This is a genomic window from Clostridium lamae, assembly GCF_033043255.1.
In the GTDB taxonomy this organism is placed as follows: Bacteria; Bacillota; Clostridia; order Clostridiales; family Clostridiaceae; genus Clostridium; species Clostridium lamae.
The window spans coordinates 46,060-63,276 of the sequence record NZ_JASCQJ010000012.1 but is presented as its reverse complement, the minus strand read 5'-3'; the positions used below and the strand labels follow the sequence as shown (position 1 = coordinate 63,276).

Sequence of the window (17,217 nt, the reverse complement as noted above, 5' to 3'; positions counted from 1 at the left end):
TTGAGTTTCCTAGAGTTGGGAAGAATAAGCAATCAATATAATACTTATCAGCTTTTTTCTATTAATAAATTTTGATATAATATATTTATTATGAAAGGAAGGAGGTTACAAATTGGATACACCAATTATGAGAAGTTTACCTCAAAGTTTAGAAGCTGAACAATCTGTTATTGGAGCAATGATAATAGATAAGAGTGCAATAGCAAAAGCTTTAGAAAAATTAAAAGAGGAAGATTTTTATAGGGATGGTCATAAGGTTATATTTAAGGCTATTAGAGAGATGTTCTCTAAAGATATGGCTGTTGATCTTGTAACCTTATTAGAATATTTAAAATCAACAGATGGTTTAGAAAAAGCAGGTGGAGTAACTTATATATCAGAAGTAAGTTCATCTGTAATTACGACAGCGAATCTAGAAGCATATATATCAATAGTAGAAGATAAGTCAACTTTAAGAAAATTGATTAGATCTGCAACCAGTATAATAGAAGAAAGTTATAATAAGCAAGATAAGGTAGAAGAGGTTTTAGATCTAGCTCAAAAAAAGATATTTGATTTAGCTGAAAAGCAAGGATCTAATGATTATGAACCTTTATCAAATGTATTAGAAAGAGGTTTCTTAGAAATTGAGAGGCTATTTAATAATAAAGGATCTATCACTGGAGTAGGATCTGGAATAAGAGATTTAGATGCAAAGACTTCAGGATTCCAAAAGGGTGATATGGTACTTATCGCAGCTAGACCTTCTATGGGAAAAACAACATTTTCGTTAAATATTGCAGAAAATGCTGCATTAAGAGAAGGAAAAAGCGTAGTTATTTTCTCTCTGGAAATGTCGAAGGAGCAGTTAGCATATAAATTACTTTGTTCAGAAGCAAATGTAGATATGTTAAAACTTAGAACAGGTAATTTAGATGATGATGACTGGGAGAGAATTGCAAGAGCTACTGGTCCTTTATCTAAGGCCAGGATATACATAGATGATACTGCAGGTCTTAGCGTAATGGAAATGAGATCAAAATGCAGAAAAATAAAGATGGAACATGGTATAGATATGATATTAATTGACTATCTTCAATTAATGAGTGGTAGCTCAGGCAGTGAAAGTAGACAACAAGAGGTTTCAGAAATATCTAGATCTATAAAAGCTTTAGCAAAAGAAATGGAATGCCCTGTTATAGCCTTATCACAGCTATCACGTGCCCCTGAGCAAAGAGCAGACCATAGACCTATGCTTTCTGACCTGAGAGAATCTGGGTCAATTGAGCAGGATGCTGACGTTGTTATGTTCTTATATAGAGATGAATACTATAATAAAGAAACTGAAGAAAAAAATATAGGTGAATGTATAATAGCAAAACAAAGAAACGGTCCAGTTGGAACAGTTAAGATGGCATGGATTGGTGCTCATAGTAAATTTGCTAATTTAGAACTAGTATATAAGGAATAATAAGAGGGTGCTGTATCAAATTAAAAATATTGATACAGCCCATTCTTTTAACTTTTAAGAATTTTAAGATATATATAGTTAGCTTGTACTGAATTTTGGAGAGTGTCTATATCCACTTTATTTAAGTATAAAATTCTTTTAAATTTAAATAAGTCATTATACTTATTTTTTAAGGAGAGGTTTAAAATAAGAAAGTTATTTATGTATTTTAAAATTATTTCTTCTTTAGTTAAGTCTTGAAGAAATATATATATATCATAAAAACTATTTTTATCTATGACTTTTATAATAGGGTCTTTATTTTTCTTAAATGATTTAAATTCTATTATATTATTATTCATAACTATCCCTCCTTATAATTAGTTTGCAATTTATTAATAAAGATATCCTATGAGTATAATGGTGGAGTTTATAAATTATAAATAATTAAGAAATTTATTTACAATAAATATTATTAAGGAAGTGAAGGTAATGAATAAAAAAATAGGTTTTATAGGCTGCGGAAACATGGGAAAAGCAATTCTTACAGGAATTTTATCTTCTAATAAAGTATCTAAAGAGAATATTTTTATTTCTACCAAAAGTGAAAATTCTAGAAAAAATATAGAAAATGAATTTAAAATAAAGGCAACATTAGATAGTAAAGAAGTGGCAAAATTTTCAGATATATTATTTTTAGCAATTAAGCCAAATATTTTTAAGGATGTATTATTAGATATTAAAGATAGTATTAGTAAGAATACTATAATTATATCTATTGCTGCTGGAGTATATATAGCTAATATGGAAGAATGGCTTGGAGAAAATTATAAGATAGTTAGAACTATGCCAAATACTCCAGCACTAGTTGGTGAGGCAATTTCAGCTATTTGTCCTAATAAAAACATAAGAGAAGATGAATTAGAGGAAGTTTGCGACATATTTAATATGTTTGGAAAGTGTGAAATATTAGAAGAAAAATACTTCCATGGATTTATTGCACTTTGTGGATCTTCACCAGCATATGTATTTATGTTTATTGAAGCAATGGCAGACGCAGCTGTAAAACTTGGAATCCCAAGAAATAAAGCTTATAAGATGGCAGAACAAGCTATTTTAGGATCTGCAAAACTTGCCTTAGAAACTGGAAAGCACCCAGGTGAATTAAAGGATATGGTGTGTTCACCAGCAGGTACAACAATAGAAGCGGTAATAGAACTTGAGAATTCTGGATTTAGAAGTTCTATAATTAGAGCACTAGAAAAGTGTGCTGATAAATCTAAAAACATGTAGTTTATGATAAATAGCAGAGTGCTTATTCCGTCGCTTCGCTCCAAGTCAACACACTCTGCTATTTATCATAATAGAACTGAAGGAAATAATACCTCAATGCTTCGGTATTATGAAATCTCTTATGACCTCGGATTGGCTCCAAGTCAACACACTCTGCTATCAGTATAGTGATATTTTAAAGTTTTGATACTCCTGTTTTAATGGCAGCCTCTTTAACTGCATTAGCAACTGCTTTTTGAACATTTAGATCAAAAGCTTTTGGAAGTATATAATCGTAATTTAGGTCTTCTTCTTTGACAGAACTTGCAATTGCATAAGCAGCTGCAATTTTCATCTCTTCGTTAATTTCTCTTGCTCTAACATCTAGAGCTCCTCTAAATATTCCTGGAAAAGCTAAAACGTTATTAACTTGATTTGGAAAATCTGATCTTCCTGTTCCGATAATTTTTATTCCAGCTTCTTTCGCAATGTCAGGGAAAATTTCAGGAGTTGGATTTGCCATAGCAAATACTATTGCATCCTTATTCATAGTAAGAGCCATCTCTTTAGTAACTAAATTTGGGGCTGATACACCTATGAATACATCTGAATTTATCAATGCATCTTTTAACTCGCCTTTAATATTATCCTTATTAGTAATCATGGATAATTCTTTCATAGCTGAATTAAGATTTTCTTTATCCTTATCTATTATTCCATCCTTATCACAGATAATTATGTTCTTTGCACCAAAAGAAATAAGTAATTTACATATTGCAGTTCCAGCAGAACCAGCACCATTTATAATAATTTTTATATCTTTAATATTTTTTTTCACAAGTTTTAAAGCATTTATTAATCCTGATAAAACAACTATAGCAGTGCCATGTTGATCATCATGAAAAACAGGTATATCTAATCTTTCTTTAAGTCTTTTTTCTATTTCAAAGCATCTAGGTGCAGATATATCTTCAAGGTTTATTCCGCCTAGTGATGGAGATATTCTTATAATTGTTTCAACTATCTCATCTACGTTTTTAGTATCTAAAACTAGTGGAAAAGCATCAACATCTGCAAACTCCTTAAATAGTATTGATTTTCCCTCCATAACTGGAAGTGAAGCTAATGGCCCAATATCTCCTAGACCTAAAACGGCAGTTCCATCTGAAATAACAGCTACAGTGTTCCATTTTCTAGTATAGGTATAAGCCTTTTCTGGATCTTTATGTATTTCTCTACATGGTTCGGCCACTCCAGGGGTATAGGCTAAGCTTAAGTCCTTTTCATTAGTAATACTACAGTTAGATTTAATTTGGTATTTACCTCTTAATTCTTTATGATATTTTAGAGATTCATCGTATATATTCATAAAAATACTCCTTTAAGTACATATTCACATACTAATTATACGAATTATATTAAAACATTGCAAAAAAATATTCGCAAATTAGTTGAAAGTTTAATTCTACTTTGTTAATATTGTATTTGATGATTAATTTATATTAATTTTAAAAATAAGGGCTTGCAAGTCCTTAGGTTGGGAGGCAATTTAATGTCAGCATTTGTTGTTTTAGGAGCACAATGGGGAGATGAAGGAAAAGGTAAGATGACTGATTACTTAGCTGAAGAGGCAGAAGTAATAGTTAGATTCCAAGGTGGAAATAATGCAGGTCATACTGTTGAAGTAGGTGACAAGCAATATAAACTTCACTTAATACCATCAGGAATATTATATGATAATAAGTTAAATATTATTGGTAATGGAGTTGTTGTTGATCCAAAAGCTTTATTTACTGAAATAGATTATTTAGAAGGCGAAGGAGTTAGTGTAACGCCAAATAAACTTATTGTTAGTGATAGAGCTCATGTTATAATGCCTTACCATAAGGTATTAGATAAACTAAAGGAAAAAGCAAGAGGAAAAAATGATATAGGAACAACAGGTAAAGGAATTGGACCTTGTTATACAGATAAGTTTGAAAGATCTGGAATTAGGATCTGTGATCTTATAGATGAAGAAGTATTTAAAGAAAAACTTAAAGAAAATATTCAAGCTAAGAATAAATACATAGTAAATGTCCTTGATGGAGAGCCATTAAACTATGATGAAATATTAAAGGAATATTTAGAACTTGCAGAAAGATTAAGACCATATGTTCAAGATACGTCTGTAAGACTATATAATGAAATAAAGGAAGATAAAACTGTGTTATTTGAAGGAGCACAAGGAATGCTTCTTGATATAGATTTTGGAACATATCCATATGTAACTTCATCAAATACAACTGCATGCGGAGTTGCTAGTGGATCTGGTATCGGTCCAACTATGATTACTAATGCTGTAGGGATAGCAAAGGCATATACAACAAGAGTAGGTAAAGGACCTTTCCCAACTGAGTTAGATAATGAGATAGGTGAGTGGATTAGAGAAAAAGGCCATGAATATGGAGTTACTACAGGTAGATCAAGAAGATGTGGATGGCTTGATACAGTTATATTAAAGACAACTGTAAGAGTATCTGGATTAACATCTTTATGTGTTACTAAAATAGATACATTAGCTGGTCTTGAAAAATTAAAAATTTGCGTTGGATATAAGTTTGATGGAAAAGTTATAGATTACTTCCCAGCAAGCTTAAGTGATTTAGCAAAATGTGAACCAGTATATGAAGAATTTGAAGGATGGGGTGATGAAGTAGCAGAAGCTAGAAGCTACGATGAATTACCTGAAAATGCAAAGAAATATCTAAATAGAATTGAAGAGCTTACTGGAACTAAAATCTCAATAGTTGGTGTAGGTCCTAGAAGAGATCAAACAATTAGAGTGACAAAAGAACTTTAAAAGAAATATTGAATTATATAAGTTGTATCAGATAGATTTTATCTAAACTGATGCAACTTTTTTATATTATATTGTGAAAATTAAGTATTAGAAGTAGTACTAATAACTAACAAAAAATATCACTTAATAAGAATTTTTGACTGAAAAGAGAAAATGTGGTAAAATATACTAAAAAATAATTGTAAATGAGGAGTGACAGTTATGGCTATATTTAAGAAAATTACAAATGATAATACATTAGAAAAGAAAAAATATAGAAATAAGGAGTTAACTTTAGCAATGGCGTTAGGTGCTACTGTTGGGTTATTGACTGGAATTGCTGTAAACTCTAAATCAGATAAAATAGACAAAATAATAAAAAAAATTAAAAATAAAAGTATTGAATATATAGATGATGGAAAAAACAAAATAGAAGATTTATTAAAAGAAAAATAGTGGAGACATAGTATATATAAAGTAAAAATAGTGGATTTAATAAAGAATAGGAGGTTACGTAAATGGGATTTTTAAGATGGTTAGGCGGATTTGTAGTAGCTTTTTGGTTAATAGGTCTACTATTTAAAATAGGTGGAGGTTTAATACACATATTACTATTTGTGGCAGCGATAGTTTTTATTGCAGATTTTATATCTAGAAAAGTTAATTAACAATAAATGTATAGTATATTACTAATAAAAGTGTTGTATATATTTTATAGATATATACAACACTTTTTTATGAAAAATAAAATTGATATTTTTTTAGTTAATGAATAGTATTGAAAAATAATTATAAAATAGTAAATTATTGTGATAAAATGTATATATATAGAAATATAATAGTTAGGGGTGATTATATGGAAGAGAGAAAAAGTAACTTATTAATAACTGAAATTATATCTAGATCTTTTAATTTATGTACGTCTAATTTTCTTGAAATTCTTAAGGTTATAGGAATTTTTATAGCACCAGCACTTATATTACCGATAATATTATTTTCCACATTAGTTGCAACAATTTTACTTGGTACATCTATGTATTATACAAATTCATTTTTAGATACTATGATTACAAGTATAGGAGTAGGAACAATAGTATTAATATTTTTAATATCTATTATCTCAGGGATTCTATCGGGATTTGGTTATTTAGTAATAACTAAGATATTAGATGATGCAAACAAAGGAAATGAAGTTAGTTGGAAATCAGCAACTAAATATGTATGGAATAAAAAGTGGAGTGCACTAGGCTTAAACATACTAGTGTGGCTTATGTTCGTTATAGGGATGATTGTATTAATGATTCTAATGGGAATACTATCAGTAGTAACATTAGGAATAGCAACTATTATTCTAATACCTTTATTTATAGCTATACTTATGGTAGCTGGGCCATTAGCATCTTTATTTAATTCAACATTCTTAGTAAATGAGTTAGACGCTATAGATTCAATAAGAGAAACTTTTCTTTTATTTAGAAAAGGCTACTTCTGGTCAACAATTGGGAGGTTAGCGGCTTTATCTGGTATTTTAATAGGAGTATGGCTATTACTACTATTACTTAGCTTTATCCCTTTAATAGGATTTATAGTAATCATTATTGCACAAATAGTAATTGCAATATATGTTTCTGCTTATTTAAACGTATTTGTTTTAGATAGAACTAAGCCAAGTATAGATAACTTTGGGGGAGATTATCTAAATGAGAATTCAGATGATAATTTTATAGATCCAATTAATTAGAATTTATTATGAAAATAGTTTGAATATTATATTAGGGCTCTGTAGTAATACAGAGTTTTAATGTTTATTTATTAGGAGGCATTTTATGGGAAAATCTTATGAAAAAGAATACGAATTACATTATTATGATGTAGACAAGAATCTAAAGGGGAATATGTCAACAATAATAAATATCTTATCTGATATAGGAACGAAACAATCTGAAGAGCTAGGGTCAGGTATGAATGAGCTAATTAAAAGAAATATGACTTGGGTCTTTTATAATTATCATATAAAGATATTTAGGGAGCCTATGTATGGAGAAAAGCTAAGTGTAAAAACAGAACCTGTGGGATTCAAAAAGTTTTATGCTTTAAGAGATTATGAGATTAAAGATAGTAATGGAAATATTATAGTAAATGCAAAGGCAATATTTTTATTAATTAATTTGGAAAAGCGAAGAATGATGAGAATTCCAGAGGATCAATATAAGGTATATGGTGCTCAAGGTGATATGAAAGAAGAATTTAGTCTTCCAAGGCTTGAATTACTTGATGAATTTAAGTATATGGATACATTTAAAGTCAGATATAGCGAAATAGATTCAAATCAACATGTCAACAATACTAAATATATTGATTGGGCAATTGAAACTCTACCAGAAGAGATAGTAAATAATTATTCCTTACATGAAGTAAAGGTAACATTTGAAAAAGAATGTAAATATGGCGAGACTGTTAATGTATATACTGATGTAAGAGAAGGTGAAGGTGGGTCATTAATAACTATACATAAGATAGAAAATTTAGATAAGAAAGTTATAACTAAGATAATAGGATGCTGGAAGAAAGAAAATTAATATATTAAAGCAAGGAGCTGCCTAGGCAGCTCCTTAATTAAAAATGTAGAATTATTGATTCTACATTGTGCGACAGCACCTTATTTTTATTTATTATTAATGATATTAGATGCAATATTTTTAGCAACCATATGTCCTGAACTCCATGCCCATTGAAGATTAAAGCCACCACAATCTCCATCAACATCTAAAATTTCACCACAGAAGTATAAGTCTTTTACTAACTTAGATTCTAGTGTAGAAGAGTTTACTTCCTTTGTATTGACCCCTCCTATAGTAACTTGAGCTTGATTAAATCCATTAGTGTCAATACACTTAAATTTCCAAGATTTCAATATGTTAATTATGTCTCTTTTATTATTCCATTCCAACTCATAGCAAGGCATATGAAGATTTGATATGTTTGCTGATTTTAGGACTGTCGGAATTAATTTTTTATTTATTACTCCTACAAGGGAATCTATAACTGGTCTATGTGAAAACATAGCAAAATGACCTTCAAGGAAATTTTCTACATCACTGATTTCTTCATTAGGCATCATATCTACTAAAATTTCAACTTTTTTATTATTAATTAAAGCTTTTGAAGCATGACCAGATATTTGAAGGATTGGAGGTCCTGATATACCGTAGTCTGTAAATAGTATTTCTCCAAATTCTTTTCTTATAGCTTCACCATTTATTAATAAGGTAGCATAACCATCAAACTTTACACCAGAGATAGATTTTAAATAAGGATTATCCAATTTTAGCTGAACTATTCCTGGAGCAGTTTTAATAACTGTATGACCTAAAGATTTTGCTAAATTATATCCTGATCCATCGGAACCAGTTTTAACAGCAGATTTTCCTCCACAGGCCAAAATTAATTTATCACATGTGAATAACTTTTTTTCTTCATTACTTGTGGATAATTTAAAAGTTTTTCCCTTGTGGATATCTTTTACCTTGCAATCTGTGTATAAAGGTATACCTCTATCTTCTATTGCGAATCTTAATATATCTACTACTGAAGAGGCTTGAAGAGATTTAGGATACATTTTTCCGTTGGATAGTTCTATAATAGGAAGTCCTAAAGATAAGAAAAAGTTTTCTGTATCTTCAACTCCAAAACCAGATAAAACTTTAGAAAAAAATCCTGAATTCTCACTATGGTACGAAAAGAATGGAAAAGAAATAGTTCTATTAGAAATATTGCAACGTCCATTTCCAGTAGTTAATATTTTTTTGCCAATTCTATCAGTACCTTCTAGTATTGCAACATCTAAACCAAAATCTTTTGCAGTAATTGCAGCTATTAATCCTGATGCTCCTCCACCTATTATAATTAGATCATGATGAATCATAATAAAACTCCTTAAAAATAATATTTGTATTTAAATCTTATAAATAAAATTATAATATATTTATTGAAAATAATTAAGAAATTTAATTTAGATAAAAAGCAATAAATTTCTAGGTTTTAAGCCATTTTATTAGTGTGAATTTAAAATTTAAAAAAAAGTTGTGAAAAAGTGTTGACACTATATTAAAATTTATGTATTATAGTTAATGTGCTCGCCGACAGAAAGGCAAGTACGGGCGACAAACAAAAAGATATGGCTCCTTGGTCAAGCGGTCAAGACACCACCCTTTCACGGTGGTAACAGGGGTTCGATTCCCCTAGGAGTCACCATTATGGAAGCATAGCTCAGCTGGGAGAGCATCTGCCTTACAAGCAGAGGGTCACAGGTTCGATCCCTGTTGTTTCCACCATTTATATGGCTCAGTAGCTCAGTTGGTTAGAGTGCCGGCCTGTCACGCCGGAGGTCGAGGGTTCGAGCCCCTTCTGAGTCGCCACTTAAACTTAAGATAAATACGCTGGCATGGCTCAACGGTAGAGCAGCTGACTTGTAATCAGCAGGTTGTAGGTTCGATTCCTATTGCCAGCTCCAAAAGCTTTAGATTATTCTAAAGCTTTTTGTTTTTTTATTAGGATTTGTTTTAAACTAAAGTGGATAAATAAATTTATCCACTTTTGATTTGCAATAGTTTAAGATTATTCTGCATTTCTTTTTTTCATATAGATAACCATCCCTAATACTATAATAATAACAACACCTACTCCAATAAATAGAGGTGATATTTTAATAGCAAATATCATGGCCACTTTTCCCATAGAACTATCTCCTTCACAAGAATGTATAGGCATACAACATATTACAATTGTGTACTAATAGACATTTTATTATACATTTATTTGGAATATAATTTTATTGTGGATAGAAATAATATAGCCTGTTGAAAAAATTAATAATTATCCAGACTAAAATAAAGAAGAGCCTTTTATTAAGTATTCATAATATTAAAATTAATTTATGCTTTAGAATTTTTGCATTTAATAAAAAAGCATCACCTCATATTAAGGCGATGCTTTTCATAATTCCTAAAATAGAGAGGAATTATTTCATTCAGTGTAAAAGAGAGAGAATCATTATATTACGGCGACTTGGAGCTTGCGACGGAGTCCGAAATGTAATACTTATCTCTTTGCTATCTTCTTTTTAAATTAAGTTGAATTCTTATATCTTCAGTGTAAAACTTATAAAGTTTGAAGTTCCCTAAAAGTCTTGAAGAAATTCTTTCAGTATAAGTTGTTCTTATATCAGGTAATGATAAGTTTGTTGATATAAGCATTTTCTTTTTTTTAAGAAGTTTTTTATTTAATAAATTAAAAAATTCAGTTGTTGTAAAATCTGTTATTTGTTCAGCACCTAAATCATCTATTATTAATAAATCACAGTTTATTAATATATTCTCTAAATCAGAATTATTTTCGAATTTGATTTCTTTTAAATTACTCATAAGTTCATCTACGGTTCTATAGATTACTAAGAAACCATCATCAAGAAGTTCCTTTGCAATACAGCAACTTAAAAATGTCTTTCCTGTTCCTGAGTCACCATAAAAAAGTAGATTATCAGTTGAAGCGCTAAATTTAGGTATATAATCTTCTCTAACAAATCTAAGTATGTTTTCAATATTTTTTCTAGGAGAGAATCTATCAGCTTCATTTAATTTATGACTAGAAAATAAGGATAGATTAAAGTTATTAAAATTATTAACTAATAGAGTATCCCTTAAATCTGAGTTCTTATAATAAAGGTGAACTAATTTTTTCCTATAACAAGGGCACCTATGTACACCTATATAGCCTTCATCTTTACACTTTTGGCATCTATAATGTAAGTTTAAATAATCAGCATCATAACCATTCTCTACTAATGATTCAGTCTTTTTAACCCTTAAGTCAGTTATCTCATCCTTATATTTTTGAAGTGTTTTTTCATCAATCCCTTTTAGTATAGATAATGAGATACCTACGGATTTTTTTTGAATCAAGCTGTCTAATTCCAATATTTCTGGGTGATGCTCTTCTATTTCTTTACGTCTTTTTATTAAATTATTTTCTTCTTCGGCTCTAATATTTTCATATATTAAGGCTAATTCTTTTTCATACTTTTTAATCATCAGTATCCCATCCTAACAATTTCTTTTCTAAATCATCATAATCATAATCTCTACCTTTAAAGTTATCAAACCTTAATTTTGGTTTATTAGTATTCTTAGGATTATTATAAACTTTTTTAGAAGAATTTTTATAACTAGCGTCTTTTTTCTCTATATCTTGTAATGTTCTTAAATTATCTTTATTCCAGCTTGATAAAATACCATCAATATATTTGAAGTCTGCTCTATTTAATCTTTGGAAACAAATATCACAAGCTTTCTTTATTATATCGAGAGAATAATTATAGGTTGTGGTCCACTTTTCGAGCATATCTTCTTGTGGCTTCATAATATCTGAATTTCGAATGCCTAAGAATTTAAGAATTTCTCTATAAGTTCCCCATTTATCTTCAGTTTTTCTTATGTAGTTTTGAGCGTCATCTATAGTTTTGATATTCATTTCATTCCAAGCTATTGCAACTTTTTCTATATATCTAAAATTAGTTTTACCTTTAGATGCACAATATTCAATTAATATTAGTATTAATTCATAAGAAAAATTAAAATCTTTTTTCCAACTAATATAAGTTTCGACCTCACTAGGGGATAGGGTTCTACCTAATAATTTACCTATATCCTTTAACATAGAGCTATTTGATGTATTAGTTAATTCCTCAACTAAGTTAAATTTTTCAACATTAGTAGTGGATTCATTAGATATATCTACAAATTCTATATGAAAATTCCCCATATTATCTATTGGTATTAATTTTATGATGCCTTCATCATTCCAATAGTTAAGAGCATTTACTATATCTGATTCTAAAAGATTTAAGGATGTAGCTAAAACCGTGGCATTAACTCCGGGTTCACCAGTAAAATTGTATTTAAGCATTAAAAGATAGACCTTAACAAATTCACCTCTAGCCTTTGCCATATATCTTTCAATAAATATATTGCTAACAGGAGTAAATTTTAAAGGCTTTGACTTAAACATAAAAGTGCTCATATTTTCCTTTACCTTTCTAAAAGTATAGTTACATAAGTTCATTATATCAAAGTGAAGAAATAGCCTCAACAAAAGTAAATAATATAAATAGGAATATTATTTGAATAAATGGAAAAAATATTATATGTGTTGAATAAATAGAAAGGAGAATTTATGGATATAAAAGGTAGATCGGTAAGGCTAAATTTGGTATTCACTAAAGTTGCCTTACTAATAATCATAATAATTATTATAGTAAACATTAATTATTCTAAAGTTAGCGCAAAGATTAATGACAATTTAAATATTAACTTAAATAATAAAATTTATTCGGTATCTGATGAAATGTCTGATAATATTTTAGATAATCTGATGGTAGCACTAACAGGGAAAATAAATGCTTATGAAGTAATATTAGATAAAGATGTAATTGGATATACTGTCATAGAAAATGATTTGAATAATATAAAAAATATAGTTCTGAATAAATATATAGAAGAAAACAGTATAAGAGAGGATATGGTTAAGACATTTGATATTAAAGGCAACATTTCATTAAAAGAAGAAAGACTTGATGTAGGATTGCTTCAAACCAATGAAGAGTTAGCAGATGATATATATGAGTTATCTAAGAGAGATCCAGATAAGATTAAAATAAATATAAAATACTTAAAAGAAGAAGTAAACACTATAAAGCCATCAACTATAATAATTCCAACAGAAACATTATATTTAGGTGAATCTAAAATAGAAGAAGGCGTATATGGGACTAAAATAGATACTAAGGAAATTACAGTTGAGTCTGGCAAAATAACAGCTTCAAAAATTATAAAAGAAGATATAATAAGAGATCAAGTGAGTAAAAAAATTTATAGAGGAACCAAAAATCCATATGAATATGGGGTAGCCTTTTTAAGTCATCCTACTAGGGGGGGCTACATGACCTCTGGATATGGAGAAAGATGGAATTCGTTTCATAAGGGAATAGATATTGCTGGGGATATAGGTGATAATGTATTTGCGGCAATGGATGGAGAAGTTATTTATGCTGAATATAATGATGGTGGATATGGAAATTTGATTATTATTGAGCATGAAGATGATATGAATACATATTATGGTCATTTAAGTGAATATAACGTGAAATTAGGAGATAGAGTGAAAAAAGGTGATATAATTGGAAAGGTAGGAAATACTGGTTTTAGTACAGGGCCACATTTACACTTTGAGTTAAGAGTAGAAGATGAAGCAGTTGATCCTACAGAGTATATCGTTCAATAAATCATACATAATCAAAAGAACTCAAGCGGTATAAAGCTTGAGTTCTTATTTTAATATTAATTTAATGTTGATTTTCCCATCACCTTGGTAGTTATGAGGAATATCATCTAATTGCTCACAAGCCACTTTTAATATTGATGAAATATCCTTCGGCGTTAGATTTTTATCATTTTCATAAATTAATGCACAAATTCCAGCTATATAAGCAGCTGCTATTGATGTACCAGTAAAACTTTTATAAGATAAATCTAATTTTGATGGATATAATTTATTTCCGTCTCTTTCAGATATATAATTCACATCAGAGTTTAGTGAAATAATATCAACACAAGCTGCACATAGATTAGGCTTATTATCCTTTCTCGTAGAGCCTGTAGAAGAGTAGGTATAAGGTTTTATATTAGCTGTAGAATCATATCCTGAAACTGTTATACAACCATTGCAGAGAGCAAGGCCAGTAATAGATCCATCTAAGTTTCTATTACTACCACTTGGTATTATGCAGGTAATATTTTTGCTATTAATTAAAGAAACCATTGAATCAAATAATTTCTGTAAGAATATATTATAACCTAATAATTCAAAAGGGAGACATAGTACCTTAACAATGCCTTTTTCACCTTCAGTAGCAACTAACTGCATTGCATATAAAACATCTGAAAAGTATCCTTTACCTGTTTTATCAAAAGCTTTAAAGCAATATATTGTACTTTCAGGGGCTATGCCGTTATACATACCATTAGATCTTTTGCCATTACCAGCAATAATACCTGCTGTACAAGTTCCATGTCCATTATCGTCATATGGATAATGTAAATTATTAATTAAATCTATAAATAGGGATATTCTATTATATGGAGTTATTAAATCTTGGTGGGGGTAAACTCCAGAGTCTATTATTGCAACTCCAATTCCCTTACCTTTATTTCTATTTTTATTGGGTAGCCTAACTTTATTTGCAGTATTCACACTAATACCACATAAAAATAAGTATTCATCAAAACAAATATATTCAATTTCAGGATACTCTAAGAGCCGTTGTATGCCCTTAGCGTTTAATCTTGCTGATATTATCTTACAAGATTCTATGTGATTTATTAACTCACCCTTGTATGAAGATATTTTTTTTATTATACTATCTTGAAATCTCTTATATTTAATTAATATTCTATAGTTATTATATGGGTTTGACATTAAACATGCCTTTAAGTTTGCCTCTAATCTTCTACTTGAAGAAAACATATTATTCTCCTAAAATTGATCACAATATATATTATATTAAAAGGTATATTTTTGTTAATGTAATAAAATAAAAAGGATATAGATATTATATTCTTTGCGACCTCGCAGGCTCCAAGTCGCTAGAATATAATATCTATATCCTCATATACAGAAGGAAAGGAATTTATAAAAAATTAATCACAGGGTAATATTTTTATAAATTCCTAAAAAATAAAAAGAGAAGCTTTAGCCTCTCCATTTAAAGATTATTATTCCAATTATCATAATACCAATTCCAAGAAATTCTCTAAATCCAAATGTAACTCTCTCAGTTCCGAATAATCCAAAAGCATCTATTATTCCAGCAGAAGCTAATTGAGCTATTAATATTATACCGATACCTAGGGTAGCCCCCATGGAACCTATACTTTTCATTACAGTAAAAATTATTATAACTCCTAAAATTCCGCCTAATAAATAAAGTTTATTAACTTCTTTTACAGCTTTAAAATTTCCATTACCAAAAAAGATTAATATTATTAATGTAAAAATTAATGCCGAGCCTTGAACTATTACATTTGTTTCCCAAGTTCCAATCTTTTCTTCGAGTCTTGTGTTAAATATCCCCTGTAGTGTCATGGAAATTCCAGAAATAATAGCATATAGAATCGCTAACATTATATCACCTCGAAGATATTATTCCCTCTAGATAAAATAAATATTAAAAAACCTTCTATTAAACATAGAAGGCTTTCTTTTAATTCTTTAAAAAGGATTCTTTAATTTGAACTTCAGAATATCCTAATGTTACTCCTAAGCTTATGAAATCTTCAATAAGTGTTATATAATGGTCTTCAGAAGGGGATATTATTAAATCATTTAAATCTATAAATAAATTTAAAAATTGATCACTTAAGCAATAATCATTTGGCTTTATTGGAACTTCTTCCACTGAATCATATTTTTTATCTATTCCAATAGAAGTAATTGTAATAAAACAATCCAAATATTTTTCAAATAAAGCTTCTTTATTTATTTGTGTATCTTCTCCAATCCAATATTTATAACATTTTGTTTCATCAGCTAGATGACTTATTTTTGTATGTAACTCTAGATATTTTCTAGCCCAAACTTTATATTCGCTTAAATTGCTGTCAATAATAAGTTGTTTATTTCTTTCTCTTTGAGCCTCAAAAAAAGACTTAATTTCCATAAACATCCTCCTGGCTTTTTAATTTACCATATACTATTTTACAGAAATAATATAGAAATGAAAAGAACAGAAAACGAATACAAAAAAATAAATTTTAAATATTTCAAAAAAATAAAAAAATAAGAGAACTAAACTCTCTAATTTATCATAAAATAGAAAATTTTATTCTCTTTTTTAATTTATAAATATAAATTCTTTTTTAATGGATAACTTTTTATTAAAGTTTCTCTCTTACTATTTGAAAATCTCCATAATTCTATTCTATCTACCTTTAAAGTCTCGCAATTTGACTTAAAATTAACTTCACCATCAATTTTCTTCATATCTCTTGGAATAAAATTAAGATTAGCGAGTGAGATATGCATTGATGGGGTACTAGAGTTATCTTGAACATTAAATCCATGTAGTCTTAATGTATCATTCATTAATCTATTCATTCTTTTAATATAGCCAATATCTTGAATTTTGACATTTAAGGTTTTACTAGTTTCTGAAACAGAAACTTCTTTTAATAATTGAACCTTAAAGTTCTTATATGGTTTAACTATTTTATCTATTACAACATCTAACTTATCTATATTAGGATTTTCTATTACTTCTAAAGGTATATAAGGGGCTGGAGAATTTCTATTTGCCCTAAACTTTTTAGAAAGATTCTTTTGTATAGGATTTAAATTTTTATATGATTCATCATCAAATAATGCAACTAAGTAATATTTCATAGCTTCAGCCTCTCATAACAAATTTATTTATATACAATTAAATAGTATACAAACTTTGTTATAAATTATAACATATTACAGAAAATTAAAAAAGATGATATAATTTAAAAATTTTATGTATGTTTTATTCCGAAGTTAGTAAAAAAGCCTTTTTGGAAGAAAAAACTCTATTTAATTAAATTATTTTTATGATATAATGTAA

The 17,217-nt window shown here is 28.7% G+C and carries 17 protein-coding genes and 4 tRNA genes; 12 read left to right on the top strand and 9 right to left on the bottom strand.

Annotated features, from left to right (window positions below):
* Positions 1 to 112 precede the first annotated feature (112 nt).
* Positions 113 to 1,450, top strand: coding sequence for a replicative DNA helicase (locus tag QK892_RS08155; RefSeq protein ID WP_317273049.1), 1,338 nt, complete (start codon positions 113 to 115; stop codon positions 1,448 to 1,450).
* A gap of 47 nt (positions 1,451 to 1,497) precedes the next feature.
* Here QK892_RS08155 and QK892_RS08150 read toward each other — a convergent pair whose 3' ends face one another.
* A complete protein-coding gene (locus QK892_RS08150; protein ID WP_317273048.1) occupies positions 1,498 to 1,791 on the bottom strand; it encodes a hypothetical protein in 294 nt (97 codons plus the stop codon).
* Between the two features lie 130 nt (positions 1,792 to 1,921).
* Here QK892_RS08150 and proC point away from each other — a divergent pair, with 130 nt between their 5' ends.
* Positions 1,922 to 2,722 (top strand): pyrroline-5-carboxylate reductase, encoded by an 801-nt coding sequence (gene proC, locus QK892_RS08145; protein ID WP_317273047.1) that lies wholly within the window; start codon positions 1,922 to 1,924, stop codon positions 2,720 to 2,722.
* 175 nt (positions 2,723 to 2,897) lie between these two features.
* Here proC and QK892_RS08140 read toward each other — a convergent pair whose 3' ends face one another.
* On the bottom strand, positions 2,898 to 4,070 hold the full coding sequence (locus QK892_RS08140) for an NAD(P)-dependent malic enzyme (RefSeq protein WP_317273046.1): 1,173 nt from the start codon (positions 4,068 to 4,070) through the stop codon (positions 2,898 to 2,900).
* Between the two features lie 183 nt (positions 4,071 to 4,253).
* On the opposite strand from QK892_RS08140, the gene QK892_RS08135 reads away from it, so the two are divergent.
* From QK892_RS08135 to QK892_RS08115, 5 genes are all read left to right on the top strand, one after another.
* The gene (locus QK892_RS08135) at positions 4,254 to 5,543 is read left to right on the top strand and encodes an adenylosuccinate synthase (protein WP_317273045.1); all 1,290 of its coding nucleotides are present in this window, start codon (positions 4,254 to 4,256) and stop codon (positions 5,541 to 5,543) included.
* Positions 5,544 to 5,744: 201 nt separating this feature from the next.
* Complete coding sequence (locus tag QK892_RS08130) at positions 5,745 to 5,978, top strand: hypothetical protein (protein WP_317273044.1); 234 nt, start codon at positions 5,745 to 5,747, stop codon at positions 5,976 to 5,978.
* Positions 5,979 to 6,040: 62 nt separating this feature from the next.
* Positions 6,041 to 6,190: a lmo0937 family membrane protein gene (locus QK892_RS08125; protein ID WP_317273043.1), complete on the top strand. Its 150-nt coding sequence runs from the start codon at positions 6,041 to 6,043 to the stop codon at positions 6,188 to 6,190.
* Between the two features lie 188 nt (positions 6,191 to 6,378).
* A complete protein-coding gene (locus tag QK892_RS08120) occupies positions 6,379 to 7,263 on the top strand; it encodes a hypothetical protein (RefSeq protein WP_317273042.1) in 885 nt (294 codons plus the stop codon).
* A gap of 85 nt (positions 7,264 to 7,348) precedes the next feature.
* Positions 7,349 to 8,101 carry an acyl-[acyl-carrier-protein] thioesterase gene (locus tag QK892_RS08115; protein WP_317273041.1) on the top strand — a complete coding sequence of 251 codons (753 nt, stop codon included), beginning with the start codon at positions 7,349 to 7,351 and terminating at the stop codon, positions 8,099 to 8,101.
* Between the two features lie 86 nt (positions 8,102 to 8,187).
* Here QK892_RS08115 and QK892_RS08110 read toward each other — a convergent pair whose 3' ends face one another.
* Complete coding sequence (locus tag QK892_RS08110) at positions 8,188 to 9,447, bottom strand: BaiN/RdsA family NAD(P)/FAD-dependent oxidoreductase (RefSeq protein WP_317273040.1); 1,260 nt, start codon at positions 9,445 to 9,447, stop codon at positions 8,188 to 8,190.
* Between the two features lie 254 nt (positions 9,448 to 9,701).
* Between QK892_RS08110 and QK892_RS08105 the strand changes: the two genes are divergently transcribed.
* The 4 genes from QK892_RS08105 (at position 9,702) to QK892_RS08090 (ending at position 10,035) form a co-directional block, all read left to right on the top strand.
* Positions 9,702 to 9,776, top strand: a tRNA-Glu gene (locus tag QK892_RS08105).
* 4 nt (positions 9,777 to 9,780) lie between these two features.
* Positions 9,781 to 9,856, top strand: a tRNA-Val gene (locus tag QK892_RS08100).
* 7 nt (positions 9,857 to 9,863) lie between these two features.
* Positions 9,864 to 9,940 (top strand) — tRNA-Asp (locus tag QK892_RS08095).
* Between the two features lie 20 nt (positions 9,941 to 9,960).
* Positions 9,961 to 10,035: transfer RNA gene (locus QK892_RS08090), tRNA-Thr, on the top strand.
* A gap of 598 nt (positions 10,036 to 10,633) precedes the next feature.
* On the opposite strand, the gene QK892_RS08085 is transcribed toward QK892_RS08090, so the two are convergent.
* Positions 10,634 to 11,611 (bottom strand): ATP-binding protein, encoded by a 978-nt coding sequence (locus tag QK892_RS08085; protein ID WP_317273039.1) that lies wholly within the window; start codon positions 11,609 to 11,611, stop codon positions 10,634 to 10,636.
* On the bottom strand, positions 11,604 to 12,599 hold the full coding sequence (locus QK892_RS08080; protein WP_317273038.1) for a DnaD domain protein: 996 nt from the start codon (positions 12,597 to 12,599) through the stop codon (positions 11,604 to 11,606). The genes QK892_RS08085 and QK892_RS08080 overlap by 8 nt, the downstream gene beginning before the upstream one ends.
* 153 nt (positions 12,600 to 12,752) lie before the next feature.
* Here QK892_RS08080 and QK892_RS08075 point away from each other — a divergent pair, with 153 nt between their 5' ends.
* The gene (locus QK892_RS08075; protein WP_317273037.1) at positions 12,753 to 13,859 is read left to right on the top strand and encodes a M23 family metallopeptidase; all 1,107 of its coding nucleotides are present in this window, start codon (positions 12,753 to 12,755) and stop codon (positions 13,857 to 13,859) included.
* 45 nt (positions 13,860 to 13,904) lie between these two features.
* Here the strand turns inward: QK892_RS08075 and QK892_RS08070 are convergent, their stop codons facing one another.
* The 4 genes from QK892_RS08070 to QK892_RS08055 form a co-directional block, all read right to left on the bottom strand.
* Positions 13,905 to 15,101 (bottom strand): S8 family serine peptidase, encoded by a 1,197-nt coding sequence (locus tag QK892_RS08070; RefSeq protein ID WP_317273036.1) that lies wholly within the window; start codon positions 15,099 to 15,101, stop codon positions 13,905 to 13,907.
* 225 nt (positions 15,102 to 15,326) lie between these two features.
* On the bottom strand, positions 15,327 to 15,758 hold the full coding sequence (locus tag QK892_RS08065; protein ID WP_317273035.1) for a DMT family transporter: 432 nt from the start codon (positions 15,756 to 15,758) through the stop codon (positions 15,327 to 15,329).
* Between the two features lie 79 nt (positions 15,759 to 15,837).
* Positions 15,838 to 16,293: a dUTP diphosphatase gene (locus QK892_RS08060; RefSeq protein WP_317273034.1), complete on the bottom strand. Its 456-nt coding sequence runs from the start codon at positions 16,291 to 16,293 to the stop codon at positions 15,838 to 15,840.
* A gap of 179 nt (positions 16,294 to 16,472) precedes the next feature.
* Positions 16,473 to 17,015, bottom strand: a complete 543-nt coding sequence (locus QK892_RS08055; RefSeq protein ID WP_317273033.1) for a hypothetical protein — start codon at positions 17,013 to 17,015, stop codon at positions 16,473 to 16,475.
* Positions 17,016 to 17,217 lie beyond the last annotated feature (202 nt).